Genomic DNA, 16,164 nt, shown 5'->3' with positions numbered 1-16,164 from the left:
AACCTGTGGACGAGATCCTCCGGCTGGACGCGGTCGGGCAGGCGCTGGCCGTACGGGATGGGCGGGTATCGCCGCGTGAGCTGGCCGAGGCGGCGATCGCGAAGATAGAAAAGCACGACGGGGAGATCGGCGCGGTCGTGCACCGGCGGTTCGAGCGCGCGCTGGCCGAGGCGCGTGAACTGCCCGGGGGCACGCCGTTTCGCGGGGTGCCGATCCTGCTGAAGGACCTCGGCTGGGTGGAGAAGGGCGAGCCGTACAACGCCGGTTCGCGCACGCTGGACGGGGTCAGGATCGCCGCGGACGCCTACAGCGTGGCCAAGCTGAAGGCGGCCGGGTTCGTGATCCTCGGCAGGACCAGCACGCCGGAGTTCGGCACCACGATCACCACGGAGCCGGCCGCGTTCGGGCCCACGCGCAACCCCTACGACCCCGCGTACTCGGCGGGCGGCTCCAGCGGCGGTTCCGCCGCCGCGGTGGCGGCCGGGATGGTCGCGGTGGCCTCGGCCAGCGACGGCGGCGGCTCGATCCGCATCCCCGCCTCCCTGTGCGGCCTGGTGGGGCTCAAACCCACCAAAGGCCGCACCAGCTATGGGCCGTCGGGCGGAGAGGGCTGGAGCGGGTTCTCGGTGGCCGGGATGGTCAGCAGGACCGTCAGGGACACCGCCGCCGTGCTCGACCTGATCGCCGGCCTGGAGGAGGGCGACCCCTACACCGCGCCCGCGCTGCCCCGCCCGCTGGCCGAGGAGGTCGGCGTCGATCCGGGACGGCTGCGCGTCGGCTTCGTGACCCGCCACCCGCGCGGCGACGTACCCGAGCACGAGGAGCTGACCGCCGCCGTCACCGGCGCCGCGAACCTGCTGGCGTCCCTGGGCCACCACGTCGAACCCGGTCACCCGGACGAACTCGGCAACCCCGACTTCCCCCACCACTTCGGCGCCCTCGTCGCAGCGAACGTCGCCGCCGAAGTCCAGAGCGTCGGCGCCTGGCGCGGCCGCCCCGTGTCCCTGGACGAATTGGAACCACGCAACCGCGCCATGGCCGAGACCGGCGCCAAACGCACCGCCGTCGAGCACGTCCTCGCCGTCCAGTGGATGGACGGCTTCCGCCGCCGCATGGCAGCCTGGTGGCGTTCCGGCTTCGACGTGCTGCTCGCGCCCTCGCTCGGCGTGCCGCCGTTCCCGCTGGGCTGGCTGCCCCCTGACGACCTCAGCACCGGCTTCGGCCGCACCTCCCACGCCGTCTCCTACACCACCGCCTTCAACGCCACCGGCCAGCCCAGCATCTCCCTGCCCCTGCACAGGACCGCAGCGGGCCTTCCCGTCGGCGTCCAGCTGGTCGCCGCCACAGGCCGCGAGGACCTTCTCGTACGGCTGGCCGCCCAGATCGAATCCGCCCGCCCCTTCGGACATCCGGCCATGCGCTGATCGTTAGGAACCAACCTGGGCGGGTAACACGTTATGTCGTGAAGGAGGTGGCGCACCTATGCCTAAAGCAAGCCGCGCGGCAGCGGTCTGGCGTACATATCGCGACGTGAGCGAGCCCGGCTCCCCGGGGCTGTTCAAGCGGGTCAGGGCGATCCCGCGCCTGATCGGCGCCGTGACCCGGGGGCAGTACCCGGGCATGGGCAAGAGCAAGCTCGCCCTGATGGGGCTCGGCGTGGTCTACCTGATCTCGCCCATCGACGTCATCCCCGACTTCCTCCTGCTCGTCGGCGTGGCCGACGACTTCGGCGTGTTCCTCTGGCTGATGGGCTCCCTGATCGGGGAGAGCGGGCGCTACATCGGCTGGGAGCGCAGGGTCATCCAGGGCGCGGCCGTTCCTCCCGACCTTCCTCCTACAGCTCCTCGCGCCTGAGCCACGCTCGCGACGGCAACGGGTGCCCGAACAGCCGGGCGGCGTTGCCGTACGCGACCCTGGCGATGTCGGCCGGCGGGAGCTGGCCGAGGTTCCTGGCCACGGCCTGCTGGGTGTCGGGCCAGGTCGAGTCGGAGTGCGGGTATCCGCTTTCCTGAAGCACGTGGTCGAGGCCGACCGCCAGCCGTACCCCTGACAGGGCGTGGTCGTCGAGCGTCCCGAAGAAGAAGTTGCGGCGCAGGACCTCGCTCGGCTTGAGCCCGCCCTCCCACGACGCCTCGCCCGCGACCGGGTGGTCGAGGGCGTAGTCGGCGCGCTCGGCCAGCATCGGCAGCCAGCCCACCCCGCCCTCCACGATGAGCACCCGCAGGTTCGGGAACCGCAGCGGGATGCCCGACCACAGCCAGTCGGCGCAGGCGAACATGGCGCTCGTCGGCATCAGCGTGGTGATCGCCTCGATGGGCGTGTCAGGGGAGGGCACCGGCGACCAGCTGGAGTCCCCGGTGTGCAGGCAGACGACGGTGCCGGTCTCCTCACAGGCGGCGAAGAACGGGTCCCAGTGGTCGGAATGGATCGACGGCAGCCGCAGCCTCGTCGGGAACTCCGGGAAGACGACCGCCTTGAAGCCGCGGGCGGCGTTGGCGCGGATCTCCTTCGCCGCCACGTCGGGGTCCGGCAGCCACGGGAGCTGAAGCCCGATGATCCGCTCGGGATAGGTGCCGGCCCAGACGTCGATGTGCCAGTCGTTCCAGGCCTTGACGAGAGCCAGGCCCAGTTCTTGGTCTCTGGTCCGTGCGAACGGCATGCCGGACTGGCCGGCCAGCATCCCGGGAAAACAGAGGGCGGCCCAGATGCCGGCCGTGTCCATGTCCTGGATCCGGGCCTCGATGTCGTGGCAGCCGGGGCGCATGTTCTCGAACCTGACCGGGTCGAGGGTCCATTGCTCGCGCGGCAGGCCGGCGCCCACGTCGATGCCGGCGCACGGGTACGTGGCTCCGCCGTACCGCCAGACCTGGTGACCCGCCTCCGTCTCCACGACCTTGGGCGCGACCTCGGTGTACTTCTCCGCAAGCCGGTCCTCGAAGAGGTCGGGCGGCTCGATCAGGTGATCGTCGGCGGAGATGATCACGTAGTCGCGCCGCCTCGGTTCGGGGTCGGGGAGCAGCGGCGTAGTCACGCAGGTAACCGTACGACGACGGCATGACCTCGAACAAGCTGCCAGGCCCCCGTCAACCGCCCCAAAACCCCGCCCTACCGCCGCATTCGCCCCCAGAACTCCTTGACAACCGGCCTTGACGGCCTGATGTTCGTGTGTTTCGTGGGGCTGGAATCCTCCTCCCGACGCCGCCAGCCTGCCTTGCGACCGTTGCCTGATCAGGCCAGCGGGATGGCTGACGGTGGAGGACCTGAGCTGCCTTGCCGGGCCGGCAGGCGGATTACGACTGGGCCCACGCCTCTCACCCGATGTACGGCTCAGGCCTGTCCTCGATCACGTGTGTGAGGCGGAGCCGCTGTGTGTGATGCATGGGCAGGCTGTCGAGATCGCTTCCCGGCACCCAGGCCACCTCGGTGGACTCCTCACTGACGACCGGTTCGCCCCCGATCATCCGCCCCCGCAACACGATCGCGAACTGCCGTCTCACCTCGCCATCGGTGTAGGCGATCACATGGCGCGCGTCGGTGTAGAGCCCGACAATGCCGGTGATCTCGACCTCCAGACCAGTCTCCTCTTTGACCTCCCGTACGGCGGCCTGCGGGACCGACTCCGTCAGATCCATCCCCCCACCAGGCAGGGCCCACAGCCCGTTGTCGGCACGCCGCTGCAACAAGATGCGCCCGGCGTCATCGGTGACGGCTACCGCGACCCCCACCACGAGCCGGTTGGGCTTAGGGGCGTGCGGGTCGTCGAAGAACTCCGTACGCGCCATCATGGGCCTTCCCCGAGAGGCCGCGACCGTTCCCAGACCGCGTCGAGGCTGGCCGCGTACACGTCGAACAGCCCGCCTTCACCGCCGCGCCGCAGATGGTAAACGGGCGCACCGTAAGCGTTCATGCCGAACACGTGGGCGTTGACGATCATGCGGTCGTCCCCGGCGAACAGGGAGTTGTAGAGCGTGGTGTCATGTAGGCGGACCTCGACCCCCGACGCGGCCAAGGGCCGGTAGCGCATGACCGCGACGCGGCACCGGCTTTCGATGCCGTGGCCGTAGCGCTCCTCCTCGCCCCTGGCCGTGATCGCCGGAGAGTCCGGATCTCCAAGCATCACCCGCACCCGGCAGCCGTCGCCGCTCTTGGCGGCCGGCAGTTCGGAGAAGCCGGGCCACGACTCGTGCAGGAAATTGGCCGCGTAGACCAGGATGCCGATGTGCGTTCGCGCCTGTTCGAAGAGGGCTCGCCATAGCTCCAAAGGTGCTGTCGCCCTGGTCGGGTAGGCCGCGATCAGTTCGCGACCGGTGCGGTGCCCGCGCCCGCGCTGTTCGATCGCGAGCCACAGATGGGTGAGGTCCTCTCGAAGGACGCCTGCGGCCCGGTGCGCCATCTGCGGATGCGGGGTCCGGCCGGTGTTCACCCAGCGTTCCACGGTCTTGGGATCGACACCGACCGCTTCGGCCAGTTGCCGGACGTTCAAACCCGCCGTGAGCAACGCGGAACGGAGGCGCTCGTTACCGGCCATGGGACGTTTATACGCCGCCGGAGACGTCCCTCAAGCGCACTTGGCCGAGGTTTCGCGTCCCCGGACGACTCGGCACGCTGAGTGTATGACGCACGACGGTACGGACATGGCCAGAGAGCCGGCGGCGGCCTTGAGCGTGGTCGCCGCGCTTCTGAGAGCTGAGGGCCTGCGGGTCCTGCTGGTCGAACGGGTACGCCTCAAGCTTGATGGGTCGCGGCCCGCGTCGCCGCAGCGATTGGCGCCCGAACTGGAGATCAGCAAGGGCCCTGAGCTCGTCGGCCGTGTCACCGCTGAGCGTGGCGGGCTCCTGGTGGTCACGAGAACCGGCCCGGCGCTGACCCGGGATCCTGAGTCTGCTGCCCGTGAGGCGGTCTCCTGATGGCCTACGCGGCATGGACGACCCTCAGCGGAGGGCTGGCGGCCCGCACGATCGACGGGGGCGTCGTCATGGTCAGGAAGGCCGGCTTCGCCTCCCTCGCAGAGGCGATCACAGCGTGGGAGGAGGGTGAGCGTTCTCGGGTGGTACGCGAGGTTACCGAACTCGGACGTTACGTGGACACCGCCCTTGACCGGATGCTCGCGTGCTTGACCCGGTAGACGCGTCTCAGCCGTAGCCGGCATCTCGCCTTGGTCTGTGCGGGGTCGGTGTCGTGCCCCCGAGCTGCGGTCACCTCTACATCGGTGAGGGCCGCGCGGCGGAGTCCGGTTGCGGTCAGGCTCACCCAGTGCTTGCCCCGCCCAGGAGCGCGTCCGGAGGATGCTTCGACCTGGCGCCAGTCGTCAACCAAGCATGTGAGCTGCTGGGGGTCTCCGCCCTTACCGCTTCGACATCCTGGGCGAAAGCGCGAGTCGGGCCTTGCCCGACGGGATGGTGCGCGGAGCGCCTTTGTCCGGGGCGGGCTCCAACTGGTCAACCACTTGGGTGGGCCGGAAAGCGTCCGACCGGAGGAAACCCTTCATGGGTCGAGCTTCAGCTCGTCTGGAGGAACGCCTGGAACCCTGGGACGCGCGTAGCGCGCCAACGTGCCAGACCTTGCCCTTGGGACCCGGGATCGCCTGAAGGGGGGTGGGTGGCGATCCCGGGCCGGAGGGTCCGCCGTTGTGAGGGTGCTGCTCACCGCGGACCCCGGCCCCTCCTACCCGAGGGAGATCGGGTCAGTCAGGAGATGGGCGTGCAGTTTGGTGATTGTCCTGGGGTCCAGGCCCAGGACGTCTGAGGAGTACGCCCGCAGGGAGCCGTGCCGCCGGTCCATCTCCGTAAGGAACAACTCCATCGCCCCCGCCGGTGCCGCCCCGTACCCGGCCCACATGAGGGCGTCCTTGTTCCTGGTCTGCCAGTCCGCCAGGAAGCGGGGCGTGGCCAATCCGGTCAGGGCGTAGTCGGCGACGATGTCCGTGGCCGCCACGCCTGCCAGCGACAGCACCAGCGCGGTGAGGATGCCGGTGCGGTCCTTGCCCGCGGCGCAGTGGATGACGACAGGGGCGTTGTCGGCGTCGGCTATGGTCTCGATGGCCGAGCGCAGGAGCGGGACGCCGTCCTCGGCCACCTCCAGGTAGCGGTCGGCGAGAAAGCGCTCCACGCCGGTCGACGGGTCGAAGGCGGCCAGGTCCCACCTGCGGCCCTCCACGGGAAGGTTGTGGTAGCGCAGCCCCTCGGTCTCGGGTACGCGCCCGCGCTTCTCGACCTCGGAGGGATGCCGCAGGTCGATGACGGTCCTGACCTTGAGGGAGCGGAACGTGGCGATGTCCGGCCCGGCCAGCCAGCCGAGCGAGTCGGCCCGGTAGAGCCGCTGCCATCGCACCCTCCGCCCGCCATGGGCGGCATATCCACCGACGTCGCGAAAATTGTGGATATTAGCGAACTCGATATGGCGGGTCACACCTAGAACGTAATCACACCTCGACCGCGACAGGCGTCTCGTGCGGGTTTCGCCTCACACCTCGACCGTGGCCGGCGTCTTCTGCTCGGCCTTCCTGTCGGCCACCTCGCGCCGGATCAGCAGGGTCGATCTGGTCCGTAGGCACCCCCAGCCCTTCCCCGCTGGCCAAGCGCTTCGGCTGAGAGCTCCTTCTCAGTGCTCCGGCTCCCATCCCGCAGGCTCGTATCCGATCGATCGCCGCGCGCACGCGGTTGAGGCTGCCTGTTAAGGGGAGCGCAAGCGGGTAGTCGGGCCTTGGCCCGACGGAGGGCGCGCGGAGCGATAGCGGAGCACGATTGTGATCGGGGTGGGCTCCAACTGCTCAACCACTTGGCTGGGCAAGGGGTGGGCGGGAAAGCGTCCGACCGGAGGGAGGGCCTTCAGGGGTCGAGCTTCAGCTCGACTGGAGGAACGCCTGGAACCCACGAACGCGCGAAGCGCGCCGATGTGCAAGACCTTGCCTCATGCCTCGACCGTGACAGGCGTCTCCTGCTCGGCCTTCCTGTCGGCCACCTCGCGCCGGATCAGCAGGATCCACCCGCCGATCGCCAGCCCGATGAACAACCACCACTGCACGCCGTACGCCAGGTTGAGCCCCCCACCCGACCCCACGTCCGGCGCGGGCACCGGCTCCGGCGCCGTGGCCGCCGACGGCTGCTGTTCGGTCAGCTCCACATAACCGTCCACCAGCCGGTACGGCAGCGCCGCCCCGATCTTGCCGGGGTTGATCAGGAGCACCTGCCCAGCCGGCAACCCGCCCCTCTCCTTGATCCCGCTGGTCTCCTCGGTCTCGGTCAGCCGTAGCCGCCCGGTGACATTCACCTGTCCGGCAGGCGGCGCAGGCACCTCGGGTGGCGCGTCCGCGCTCGCCCCCGCCTTGACCCACCCCCGGTTCACCAGCACGGCCTGGCCGGAGCCCGTGACGAGCGGGGTCAGCACGAAGTACCCCGGCCGCCCTTCCTGGGGCCGCCGCCGTACCACCAGAGTGTGGGCCTGATCGTAGGTGCCTGAGGCGGTCACCAGCCGGTAGCGGTTCTCTTCGCTGACCGCACGGCCAGGCCCGGTCAGTGAGTCCAGCGGCACCGGCGCGGTCGTGATGTTGGCGGTGACGCGTTCGCTGTTGGCCGAGCGCTCCTCGAACCGCCCGAACTGCCACCTGCCCAGGAAGACGAAGGCGGGGATGACCAGCAGCACCACGATGTGGAGCGCCACCCATCGAGGGGTCAGGAGGAACCGGTACACCCTTCAAGGGTAGGCACGGGGAGCGGTGGTTCCTCACTCAGCCCGATCTGGTCGAACGGGTTACCAAAGCGCAAGTGATCGCGTACGGTCGGGACTCGTGCCGCCCCTCAAGAGCAAGACGTCCTGAATGACCCTTCTTGTCGCGCCACCCGCGCCCACCGCCTTCGTGTTGCCCCGCATGGGAACGCTCCTGCTGCACGCGGCACCGCGCGTACTGGAGAGCATGATTCTGCCCGTCGCGCTCTTCTACGCGGGCATGCTGGCCGGCGGCGAGGTGGCGGGCATGGCGGCTTCGGCGGCTTGGGTGTTCGGCGGCATGGCGGTGCGCCTGGTGCGCGGTCAGCCGATGCCGGGCACGGTGATCCTGGCCGCGGTGGGCATCACGGCCCGCGTGGTGGTCGCGCTGGCGGCGGGGGACGTGCGGTGGTTCTTCCTGCCGCCGACGTGCGGGGTGTTCGCGGTGAGCCTGGTGTTCCTGGCCACCGCGCGCGGGCGCAGGCCGCTGGCCGAGCGGATCACGCTCGACCTGGTGCCGCTGCCCGGCCATGTCGCGGGGCACCCGGTGATGCGGCGTTTCTTCGTCCGCCAGTCGCTGGCCTGGGGCTGCGCGCAGTTGCTCAACGGCACGCTCACGCTGTGGATCCTGCTCAGCCAGAGCATCGGGACGTTCCTGGCCCTGCGCACGTCGCTGGTGGCCCTGTTGATGACGGCCATGGCCGTGGCCTCGGTGCTCGACTTCCGCCGCTGCCTACGCGCTCTTCAGCTCCGCGCCTGAGCCGGGTTCCGGCGTGACCTCGCGGGGTCCGCTGACCTCGTGGCCGTCGGCGCAGCGGAAGTACTGCTCGATGGGGGCGCCGCAGTCGCGGTGGGTGAGCTCGACCGCCGGCCCGGCGTCGTCGGACAGGTACTTGTCACCGAAGTGCATGAGCGCGACCAGCAGCGGATAGAGGTCGCGCCCCTTCTCCGTCAGCCGGTACTCGTCACGCTGGCGCTGGCCGGGCTCGCGGTAGGGCACCTTGCGCAGCAGTCCCTCGTCCACGAGCCGGGCCAGGCGGGCGCTGAGCACCTGGCGCGGCGCGCCGGTCATGGCCTGCATGTCGGCGAAGCGCCGTACGCCGCTGAAGGCCTCGCGCAGCACCAGGAAGGTCCACTTCTCGCCGACGACGTCCAGGGTCCGCTCGATCGAGCAGTTGTTCACCCGGAAGGGCACGTTCATGCCGCATATCATACCTGAGTCTAGTTGACAGACTCAGGTGCGCCGCGAGACGCTGAGTCTATGAAGGGAACCCAGATTCGCCCGATACGCACGGGGGACGAGGCCGCGCTCCGGTGCTTCCTCGCGGGGTTGTCGCTGCACACGCAGACGCTGCGGTTCTTCACGGGGTTCAGCCGCCCGTCGGCCGGCCTGATCGGTGCTCTCATGAAGATCGACGAGCTGAGGGACGCTCTGGTCGCCGTGCACGAGGGCGAGATCGTCGCCCACGCGATGAGCTACCGGGGCTGCCGCACCGACGTCGAGGTCGCCGTGGTCGTCACCGACCGGTGGCAGGGGATCGGCCTCGGGCCGAAACTGGTCGACACGCTGCTGATACGCGCCGCCATCCGCGGCGCGACCACCGTCGCCATGGACGTTCTCGGCGAGAACCGGCGGGCCCTGCGCCTGATCCGCAGGGCCTGGCCCGACGCGAAATTGACGGTCTCTTCCGGTTCGGTCGAGGTGACCGCTATGATCAAGCAGGCGGTGGTATTTGCGGAACAAGGTTCTGTTGGCTCACCATTGACTGCGTGAAGAGTGTCAAGAACGGACGCGACGGCCGTACCCGCATCATCGAGGGTGCCCTCCGCCGCTTCAGCCAGGACGGGGTGTCGGCCACCACGCTGGCCAGCCTCCGTGAGGAGAGCGGCGTCAGCGTCGGCAGCTTCTACCACCACTTCGCCAGCAAAGAACACGTCTTCGGCGTGCTCTACTCCGAGATCCTCGCCGTCTACCAGGCCGAGTTCCTGGCCGAGCTGACCAGCCGGACCGAGGCGCGCGACGGCATCGAGGCGGTCGTGGCCTTCCACATGCGCTGGGCCGGCGAGCACCCCGAACGCGCCCGCATCCTGGTCAGCGAGCGCCCGCCGCGCAAGAACGAGCCCGGCGGCCAGGAGGTCGCCGACGCCCGCCGCGCCTTCTTCCGCCAGGTCTCCGACTGGTGGAAGCCGCACATGAAGAACGGCCTGCTCCAGCCCGTCCACGCGACCATGTGCTACGTGCTGTGGCTCGGCCCGGCCCAGGAGATGTGCCGCCTGTGGTTCGCCGGCGCCCACACGCCCACCGACGAGGAGATCAAGGGCCTGGGCGAGGCCGCGTGGCAGAGCCTGCGCCAACGTCCGGACGCATAGGGACGAGTACCCTCTGTGATGTTATTGTCACAAATGTGAGACGACCTCGGGCGCTGGTCCTGCCCACCCTGCCGGAGACCGCTCTCGCCAGCCTGGGCGAGTTCGCCGACCTGGCCGAGGTTCCCGCCCGGCCCAGCCTCGGTTTCTCCGACGAGCAACTCGCCGACCTCGTCATCGGGACCGGCGCCTCGGTGATCGTCACGGAGGGTGACCAGGTCCGCGCGTCGGTCCTGTCCCTCCCGCTCGACATCGTGGCCTGTGTCGGCTCGCCGACGAACGTCGACCTGGCGCTGGCCGCCGAGCGCGGCGTCGCCGTACTCCATGCCGCCGACCGCGACCCCGACGCGGTCGCGGAGCTCACGATCGCGCTGCTGTTCGCGGTCAGCCGCCACGTGGTGGCCGCCGATCGCGAGGTACGGCGCGGCCGCGTCTACCGGGGCAGAATCCCCCCTTCCGAGCGCCACCGCGGCTTGCGCCTGTCCGGACGCACGCTCGGCATCGTCGGCCTGGGCCGGGTCGGCAGGGCGCTGCGCTGGCGCGGCCAGGGCCTCGGCATGAACGTGATCGCCTGCGACCCCTACGCTCCCGACGCCGCCCACACGCTGCAAGAGCTGATCGCCGAGGCCGACATCGTCTCCCTGCACGTGCCGGTGACCGAGGAGACGCGCGGCTTCATGGGCCCGGCCGAGTTCGCCGCCATGCGCCCGGGAGCGATCTACCTCAACACCTCGCGCGGCGCCCTGCACGACCTGGCGGCCCTGGTGGACGCCCTGCGGTGGGGGCAGCTCGGCGGCGCCGGCCTCGACCACTTCGAGGGGGAGTGGCTGGACCCCGCCCACCCGCTGACCCGGCTGCAGAACGTGGTGCTCACCCCGCACCTCGGCGCGGCCACCGGGGAGAGCCATGTCGAACACGCGCACGCGCTGGTGGCCGACATCGGGCGCACTCTGCGCGGCGAGGAGCCCGCCTACCTCTGTCCGCCGGTCATACCGGTAGCCGGACTCTTGTAGCGATCCGCCAGCTGTGGGCGTCGAGGGAGATGTCGAGCCTGAGTTCGCCGCGCTGCCTGCGCAGTCCGGGCACCCGCAGCCGGTCGTGCACGGCGAAGCGCCCGCGATAGGGGTAGCCGAAACCCAGCTCGCCCGGCAGCACCCTGAGGTCGTCGTGGTTGCCGCAGCTCGGGCAGATCCACGAGACCAGATCCAGGCCGCGGTTGTAGTCGGTGCAGGCGCGGAAGTACTCGTCGGGCCTGAACCGGGACTCGCAGGCGAGGCAGGGGATCAGCACCTCCTACAGATACCGCGGGCGGCTTACTGCCCGCTTGCAGAACGCTTGGGTAGCTCCGTAACAGTATGGTTACGCAGAGTTTCTGATCTTGCGTCGGTGTCTGGGGTGAGTTGCGGTCCGCGGTGGAAGGATGGGATCCGTGGAACGACTGCGCGAGCATCTGCTGGAGACCGGCTACACCATCGACGGAGTCCGCGACCGACTGGGCGCGGTGGCGGCCGGTGCGCTCGCGCGTGAGGAACTGGTCCCCGCCCTGCGGACCACAGCCGAACGCGACCCGCTGGCCACGCTGATCCGCCTGTTCTGGCTGGGCGTCCCCGTCCCGGTCAAGAGCGTCACCCCCGAGGTGCTGGCCTCGGGCCTGGTCACGACCGCCGACGACGAGGTACGGGCCACCGTCCACCTGCAGCCGTGGGAGACCGACGGCTACCTCGTCTCCGACCGCAAGGTACGCCCCGGCGACCCCGAGCTGAGCCCTGACCACGTGGTGGGCGCGGGTGGCGCCTCGGCCAACCTCGCCCAGCTCGTCACCCGCCGCCCGGTGGAGCGCGCGCTCGACCTGGGCACCGGCTGCGGCGTACAGGTGCTCCACCTGGCCGGGCGCGCCGAGCGGATCACCGCCACCGACGTCAACCCGCGCGCCGTCGAACTGGCGGGCCTGAGCTGGGCGCTGTCCGGCATCACCGGCGTGGACGCCAGGACGGGCTCGATGTTCGAGCCCGTCCGGGACGAGTTGTTCGACCTGATCGTCTCCAACCCGCCGTTCGTGATCTCACCCGCCGGCAAGCTCACCTACCGCGAGGTGGGCGGCGACGACTTCTGCCGCGCTCTGGTACGGCAGGCCCCCCGCCACCTCAACCCCGACGGCCAGGCCCACTTCCTCGCCAACTGGCTCCACGTCGAGGGCGAGGACTGGCGCGACCGCGTGGGCGGCTGGCTGGGCGAGACCGGCTGCGACGGCTGGGTGGTGCAGCGCGACGTCCAGGACCCGGCCGAGTACGTGGAGCTGTGGCTCAAGGACGCGGCGGAACAGGGCACCCCCGGCTACGCCCGGCACTACGACCAGTGGCTGTCGTGGTTCGACGAGCGCAAGGTCGAGGGGATCGGCTTCGGCTGGATCACCCTGCGCAACTCCGGCACCCTGGACCCGGTGGTCAGGGTCGAGCAACTGACCCATCAGGTGGAGATCCCGGTGGGCCAGTACGTGGACGGCGTCCTCGACGCGATCGCCGCCGCCCACCGCGCCAGCGGCCTGGAGGAGGCCCGCCTGCGTACGGTCGAGGGCCTGCTGGACGAACGCGTCGGCCGGCCGGGCGCCGAGGATCCCATGAAGATCGTGCTCCGCCAGACGAGGGGCCTGCGCAGAACACGGGACGTCGGCACGGTGGAGGCGGCCCTGGCGGGGGTCTGCGACGGCGACCTGGCCCTGGGCCCGCTGCTCAACGTGATCGCGGAACTGGTGGGAGACGGCGAGCAACTCGACGCCGACGCCCTGCGCCCGCTGATCGCGGAAGGCTTCTTCCACGTGTGAGCCGTCAAGGGAAAAGGACATTGATTCCGCGTTGATTGGACGTTGACAGGGGCGGGAGAAGCTGAGCGCACAGACACGGACCTGGGGGGTTCGAGGTTCGTGTCTGGTCCGGCCGGTCGTCAAGTGAGGCGGCTAACCGTCACGTGGAGCATCCGGATAACCGGGCCCCCTAGCGAAGCGTGGCGGTAGATGACCGGCCGGGCTGTAACCTTCCGCTCCCACCAAGGGGCAGCCTTGATCAACCACGTATGGATGACGCGACTCGACGACGAGCTGTACTCAGGTCTCGACGACCTGGGCGCTGTCGAGGAGGGCCTTGATGTCCCCGGCTTCGGGGGCGCCGAGCCTGGAGAAGATGTCGAAGGCCTGACGTAGGCAGTCGGTGCTGCGGGTCGTGCTCCCCAGGCCCATCAGCGCCTTGCCCAGCACCCCGAGCGAGAGGGCCTCGCCGTAGGGGTGGCCGATCTCCCTGCTGACCACGAGGGCCTGTTCGGCGTGGCGGACGGCGTCGGAGTAGCGCTCGGCGGTGATGAACGTCTCGGCCAGGCGCGAGCAGACCCGCTGCTCCCACACCCGCTGCTTGCTCGCCCGGAAGAAGGAGAGGCATTCGGCGTGGTGATGGACGGCCTCGGCGATGCGGCCGACCCGCGACAGGACGATGCCGAGGTGGTAGCGGGCGCGGGCGGTGCCGGCGCCGCTGCCGATCTCGGTGAAGATGGCCAGGCCCTTCTCGGCCGCGGCGATGGCGTCCTCGGGGCGGCCGAGACCGAGGTGCTCGCGGGCGGAGTACGACAGGACCAGCGCCTCGCCGGCGGGCACGCCGTTCTCGCGGTAGAACTCCATGGCGGCGTCGAACCAGTTGAGCGCCTCGGTGTGGCGGCGCTGGCGGCCGACGACGACGGCCAGGGCGTTGCGCACCTCGCCGGTGACGACCTTCTCCTCGCGGTCGACCGACAGCTCGTGCACGATCCTGAACTGCTCTTCCGCCTGCTGCAGCTGGTTGCCGGCGAACAACACGCGACCCAGCACGTAACGGGCGCGCAGCTCGCTGCCGGCGTCGCCGATGCGCTGCGCGGTGGCCAGCACGGCCCGGGTGGCCAGGTCGAACTCGCGGGTGTGGGTGCCCGACTCCAGCAGCGGCTCCATCGCCAGCAACATGTCGGCCGCGGGCAGCAGCTGCTCGCCGGTGCGCGAGGCCGAGGCGGCCTGGTTGATCGCGGCGAACAGCGCGTCGCCCTCGGCGATCAGCCACGCCACCGCGTCGTCGGCCGAGGTGAAGACATGCCCGCTGCCGACCACGACCAGATTGTCGGAGATCATGCTGCCCTCGTACGCCAGCCGGTGCGCCGACTGGCAGGAGGCCAGATAGAACCCGAGCAGCCGGCGCAACGCCATCGTGCGCGCCTGCGGCCGCTCCGACTTCTCCAAGGTACGGCGGGCGAACAGCTTGAGCAGATCGTGGAAGCGGTAGCGGCCAGGCGCCGGAGCCTCCAGCAGGCTGGCGTCGACCAGCGACTCCAGCAGGTCCTCGGTCTCGAACGTGCTCATCGACAGCACCGCCGCGGCCGCCCCGGCCGAGATGTCGGGGCCGTTGGGCAGCGACAGCAGCCGGAAGGCCTGCGACTGGGCGGCGTCGAGCTGGCCGTAGCCGAGCGCGAAGGTGGCCTCGACGGCCAGGTTGCCCACCCGCAGCTCGTCCAGGCGGCGCTGCTCGTCGGCCAGCCGCGGCACCAGCGAGGCGACCGTCCAGGAAGGGCGGGCGGCCAGCCGGGCGGCCACGATCCGCACCGCCAGCGGCAGGAACCCGCACGCGGCGACCACGTCCATGGCCGCGCCGTGCTCGGCGGCCACCCGTTCGGGCCCGGCCACCGTGGCGAACAGCGACAGCGCCTCGTCCGGCTCCATCACGTCCAGGTCGATCAGGCGGGCCGAGGGCAGATCGGCCAGCTTGACCCGGCTGGTGACGATCGCCGCGCACCCGGGCGTGCCCGGCAGCAGCGGGCTGACCTGCTTGGCGTCGCGGGCGTTGTCGAGCAGCACCAGGATGCGCCGCTCGGCCAGCAGCGACCGGTACAGCGCCGAGCGCTCCGACAGCCCTTCCGGGATCACGTCCGGCGGGATGCCCAGCGCGCGCAGGAACGCGCCGAGCGCCGACTCCGGCGCGGTCGCCTCGTCGGTGTAGCCGCGCAGGTCGGCGTAGAGCTGGCCGTCGGGGAACTGGTCGTCGGACAGGTGCGCCACGTGCACGGCCAGCGCGGTCTTGCCCACACCGCCGATGCCGCAGATCGCCGCGACCGGGACGCCCTCGTGGGTGCCGCTCTGGGCCGAGGACAGCAGCGTGCGCAGCCGTCCGGCGATCTCCTTGCGGCCGGTGAAGTCGTTGACCGCGGCGGGCAGCTGCGCCGGGCGCGGCAGTTCGTGCGCCGGCTCCTCCACGTGGTCGGTGTCGTCGGTGAGGTCGACCACGACCGAGACCGTCAGCGCCGGGTCGGCGGCCAGGATGCGCTGGTGCAGCACGGTCAGCTCGCGGCTGGGCTCCACGCCCAGCTCCTCGATCAGCGCCTCGCGGGTGTCGGTGAACACCGCCAGCGCGTCACCCTGCCGGCCGCACCGGTACAGGGCCAGCATCAGCTGGGCGCGCAGCCGCTCGCGCAGCGGGTGGTCGGCGGTCAGCGCGACCAGCTCCGAGACGATCGCGGGGTGGTTGCCGAGCTCGAGGTCGACGTCCATGAGCGTCTCGACCACGCTGAGCCGGCGCTCGATCAGCCGGTCGCGCTGGTGGTCGGCGTACGGCCCGACGGCGCCGGCCAGCGGCTCGCCTTCGAACAACGCCAGCGCGCCGCGCATGCCGTCGGCCGCCTCCGCGGGCTTTCCCGCCCGGCGGGCGGCCTCGGCCTCGGCGATGCCGCGTTCGAAACGGGTCAGGTCAAGGGCGCCGTCCGGCAGGCGCAGCGCGTACCCCCGGCCGACGGAGGTCAGCAGCTCGGGACGGGTGCGCGCGGGACGGTGGGGCTCCAGCACGGTGCGCAGCCGGGAGACGTAGGTGCGCAGCGCGCCCAGCGCGCGCGGCGGCGCGTCCTCGCCCCACACCGCGTCGATCATCTCCGTCGGCGTGACCGCCCGGCCTTCCCGCAACAGGAGCATGCCCAGAATGGAGCGCTGCAACGGGGTACCCAAATCGACTTCCTGGCCGCCGCGCCATGCGCGAACGGGACCGAGCACAGCGAAGCGCAGTTCGCTTTCGATGGCGTGACCAGCCATGCCGTGTGTCT

17 protein-coding genes are annotated in these 16,164 nt (G+C 70.5%); 9 read left to right on the top strand and 8 right to left on the bottom strand.

Going from position 1 to position 16,164, the window contains the following annotated elements; genetic code table 11:
- Nucleotides 1-5: 5 nt before the first annotated feature.
- Entirely contained in the window at nucleotides 6-1,424 is a 1,419-nt protein-coding gene (locus ACIBI5_RS47660; RefSeq protein WP_397257446.1) for an amidase, read from the top strand.
- Nucleotides 1,425-1,482: 58 nt separating this feature from the next.
- Entirely contained in the window at nucleotides 1,483-1,854 is a 372-nt protein-coding gene (locus ACIBI5_RS47655; RefSeq protein WP_397257444.1) for a YkvA family protein, read from the top strand.
- Here the strand turns inward: ACIBI5_RS47655 and ACIBI5_RS47650 are convergent.
- The 3 genes from ACIBI5_RS47650 to ACIBI5_RS47640 all read right to left on the bottom strand — a co-directional run bounded on the left by ACIBI5_RS47650 (nucleotide 1,835) and on the right by ACIBI5_RS47640 (nucleotide 4,528).
- Nucleotides 1,835-3,031, bottom strand: coding sequence for an amidohydrolase family protein (locus ACIBI5_RS47650; protein ID WP_379613175.1), 1,197 nt, complete (start codon nucleotides 3,029-3,031; stop codon nucleotides 1,835-1,837). The two genes, ACIBI5_RS47655 and ACIBI5_RS47650, sit on opposite strands and share 20 nt — an antisense overlap.
- A gap of 280 nt (nucleotides 3,032-3,311) precedes the next feature.
- Nucleotides 3,312-3,782, bottom strand: a complete 471-nt coding sequence (locus ACIBI5_RS47645; RefSeq protein WP_397257563.1) for an NUDIX domain-containing protein — start codon at nucleotides 3,780-3,782, stop codon at nucleotides 3,312-3,314.
- A complete protein-coding gene (locus ACIBI5_RS47640; protein ID WP_397257442.1) occupies nucleotides 3,782-4,528 on the bottom strand; it encodes an XRE family transcriptional regulator in 747 nt (248 codons plus the stop codon). The genes ACIBI5_RS47645 and ACIBI5_RS47640 overlap by 1 nt, the downstream gene beginning before the upstream one ends.
- A gap of 85 nt (nucleotides 4,529-4,613) precedes the next feature.
- On the opposite strand from ACIBI5_RS47640, the gene ACIBI5_RS47635 reads away from it, so the two are divergent.
- Together ACIBI5_RS47635 and ACIBI5_RS47630 are read left to right on the top strand one after the other, a co-directional pair.
- On the top strand, nucleotides 4,614-4,907 hold the full coding sequence (locus ACIBI5_RS47635) for a hypothetical protein (protein ID WP_397257440.1): 294 nt from the start codon (nucleotides 4,614-4,616) through the stop codon (nucleotides 4,905-4,907).
- Complete coding sequence (locus ACIBI5_RS47630) at nucleotides 4,907-5,125, top strand: hypothetical protein (RefSeq protein WP_397257438.1); 219 nt, start codon at nucleotides 4,907-4,909, stop codon at nucleotides 5,123-5,125. Before ACIBI5_RS47635 ends, ACIBI5_RS47630 begins: the two co-directional genes overlap by 1 nt.
- A gap of 539 nt (nucleotides 5,126-5,664) precedes the next feature.
- Here the strand turns inward: ACIBI5_RS47630 and ACIBI5_RS47625 are convergent.
- Nucleotides 5,665-6,408 (bottom strand): tyrosine-protein phosphatase, encoded by a 744-nt coding sequence (locus ACIBI5_RS47625; RefSeq protein ID WP_397257436.1) that lies wholly within the window; start codon nucleotides 6,406-6,408, stop codon nucleotides 5,665-5,667.
- A gap of 501 nt (nucleotides 6,409-6,909) precedes the next feature.
- On the bottom strand, nucleotides 6,910-7,689 hold the full coding sequence (locus ACIBI5_RS47620; protein ID WP_397257434.1) for an SURF1 family protein: 780 nt from the start codon (nucleotides 7,687-7,689) through the stop codon (nucleotides 6,910-6,912).
- A 127-nt stretch (nucleotides 7,690-7,816) separates the two neighbouring features.
- On the opposite strand from ACIBI5_RS47620, the gene ACIBI5_RS47615 reads away from it, so the two are divergent.
- A complete protein-coding gene (locus ACIBI5_RS47615; RefSeq protein WP_397257432.1) occupies nucleotides 7,817-8,464 on the top strand; it encodes a VC0807 family protein in 648 nt (215 codons plus the stop codon).
- On the opposite strand, the gene ACIBI5_RS47610 is transcribed toward ACIBI5_RS47615, so the two are convergent.
- Entirely contained in the window at nucleotides 8,438-8,905 is a 468-nt protein-coding gene (locus tag ACIBI5_RS47610) for a winged helix-turn-helix transcriptional regulator (protein ID WP_379613184.1), read from the bottom strand. The genes ACIBI5_RS47615 and ACIBI5_RS47610 overlap by 27 nt on opposite strands.
- Before the next feature lie 60 nt (nucleotides 8,906-8,965).
- Here ACIBI5_RS47610 and ACIBI5_RS47605 point away from each other — a divergent pair, with 60 nt between their 5' ends.
- Genes ACIBI5_RS47605 through ACIBI5_RS47595 form a run of 3 tightly spaced genes read left to right on the top strand, consistent with a single transcriptional unit; the run spans nucleotide 8,966 to nucleotide 11,084 of the window.
- Nucleotides 8,966-9,478 (top strand): GNAT family N-acetyltransferase, encoded by a 513-nt coding sequence (locus ACIBI5_RS47605; RefSeq protein ID WP_397257430.1) that lies wholly within the window; start codon nucleotides 8,966-8,968, stop codon nucleotides 9,476-9,478.
- Entirely contained in the window at nucleotides 9,475-10,074 is a 600-nt protein-coding gene (locus ACIBI5_RS47600; protein WP_397257428.1) for a TetR/AcrR family transcriptional regulator, read from the top strand. The genes ACIBI5_RS47605 and ACIBI5_RS47600 overlap by 4 nt, the downstream gene beginning before the upstream one ends.
- Nucleotides 10,075-10,109: 35 nt before the next feature.
- The gene (locus tag ACIBI5_RS47595) at nucleotides 10,110-11,084 is read left to right on the top strand and encodes an NAD(P)-dependent oxidoreductase (RefSeq protein WP_397257426.1); all 975 of its coding nucleotides are present in this window, start codon (nucleotides 10,110-10,112) and stop codon (nucleotides 11,082-11,084) included.
- Here the strand turns inward: ACIBI5_RS47595 and ACIBI5_RS47590 are convergent.
- A complete protein-coding gene (locus ACIBI5_RS47590; protein ID WP_379613188.1) occupies nucleotides 11,059-11,361 on the bottom strand; it encodes a hypothetical protein in 303 nt (100 codons plus the stop codon). The two genes, ACIBI5_RS47595 and ACIBI5_RS47590, sit on opposite strands and share 26 nt — an antisense overlap.
- A 130-nt stretch (nucleotides 11,362-11,491) precedes the next feature.
- Between ACIBI5_RS47590 and ACIBI5_RS47585 the strand changes: the two genes are divergently transcribed.
- Complete coding sequence (locus tag ACIBI5_RS47585; protein ID WP_397257424.1) at nucleotides 11,492-12,892, top strand: methyltransferase; 1,401 nt, start codon at nucleotides 11,492-11,494, stop codon at nucleotides 12,890-12,892.
- Nucleotides 12,893-13,171: 279 nt separating this feature from the next.
- Here ACIBI5_RS47585 and ACIBI5_RS47580 read toward each other — a convergent pair whose 3' ends face one another.
- The gene (locus tag ACIBI5_RS47580) at nucleotides 13,172-16,153 is read right to left on the bottom strand and encodes an AfsR/SARP family transcriptional regulator (protein WP_397257422.1); all 2,982 of its coding nucleotides are present in this window, start codon (nucleotides 16,151-16,153) and stop codon (nucleotides 13,172-13,174) included.
- Between the last annotated feature and the right edge of the window lie 11 nt (nucleotides 16,154-16,164).

Origin of the sequence: Nonomuraea sp. NPDC050540, assembly GCF_044457485.1 — a bacterium.
Classification (GTDB): Bacteria; Actinomycetota; Actinomycetes; order Streptosporangiales; family Streptosporangiaceae; genus Nonomuraea.
Note: the sequence above shows the minus strand (reverse complement) of the source record. Positions and strands in the feature narration are given on the sequence as shown.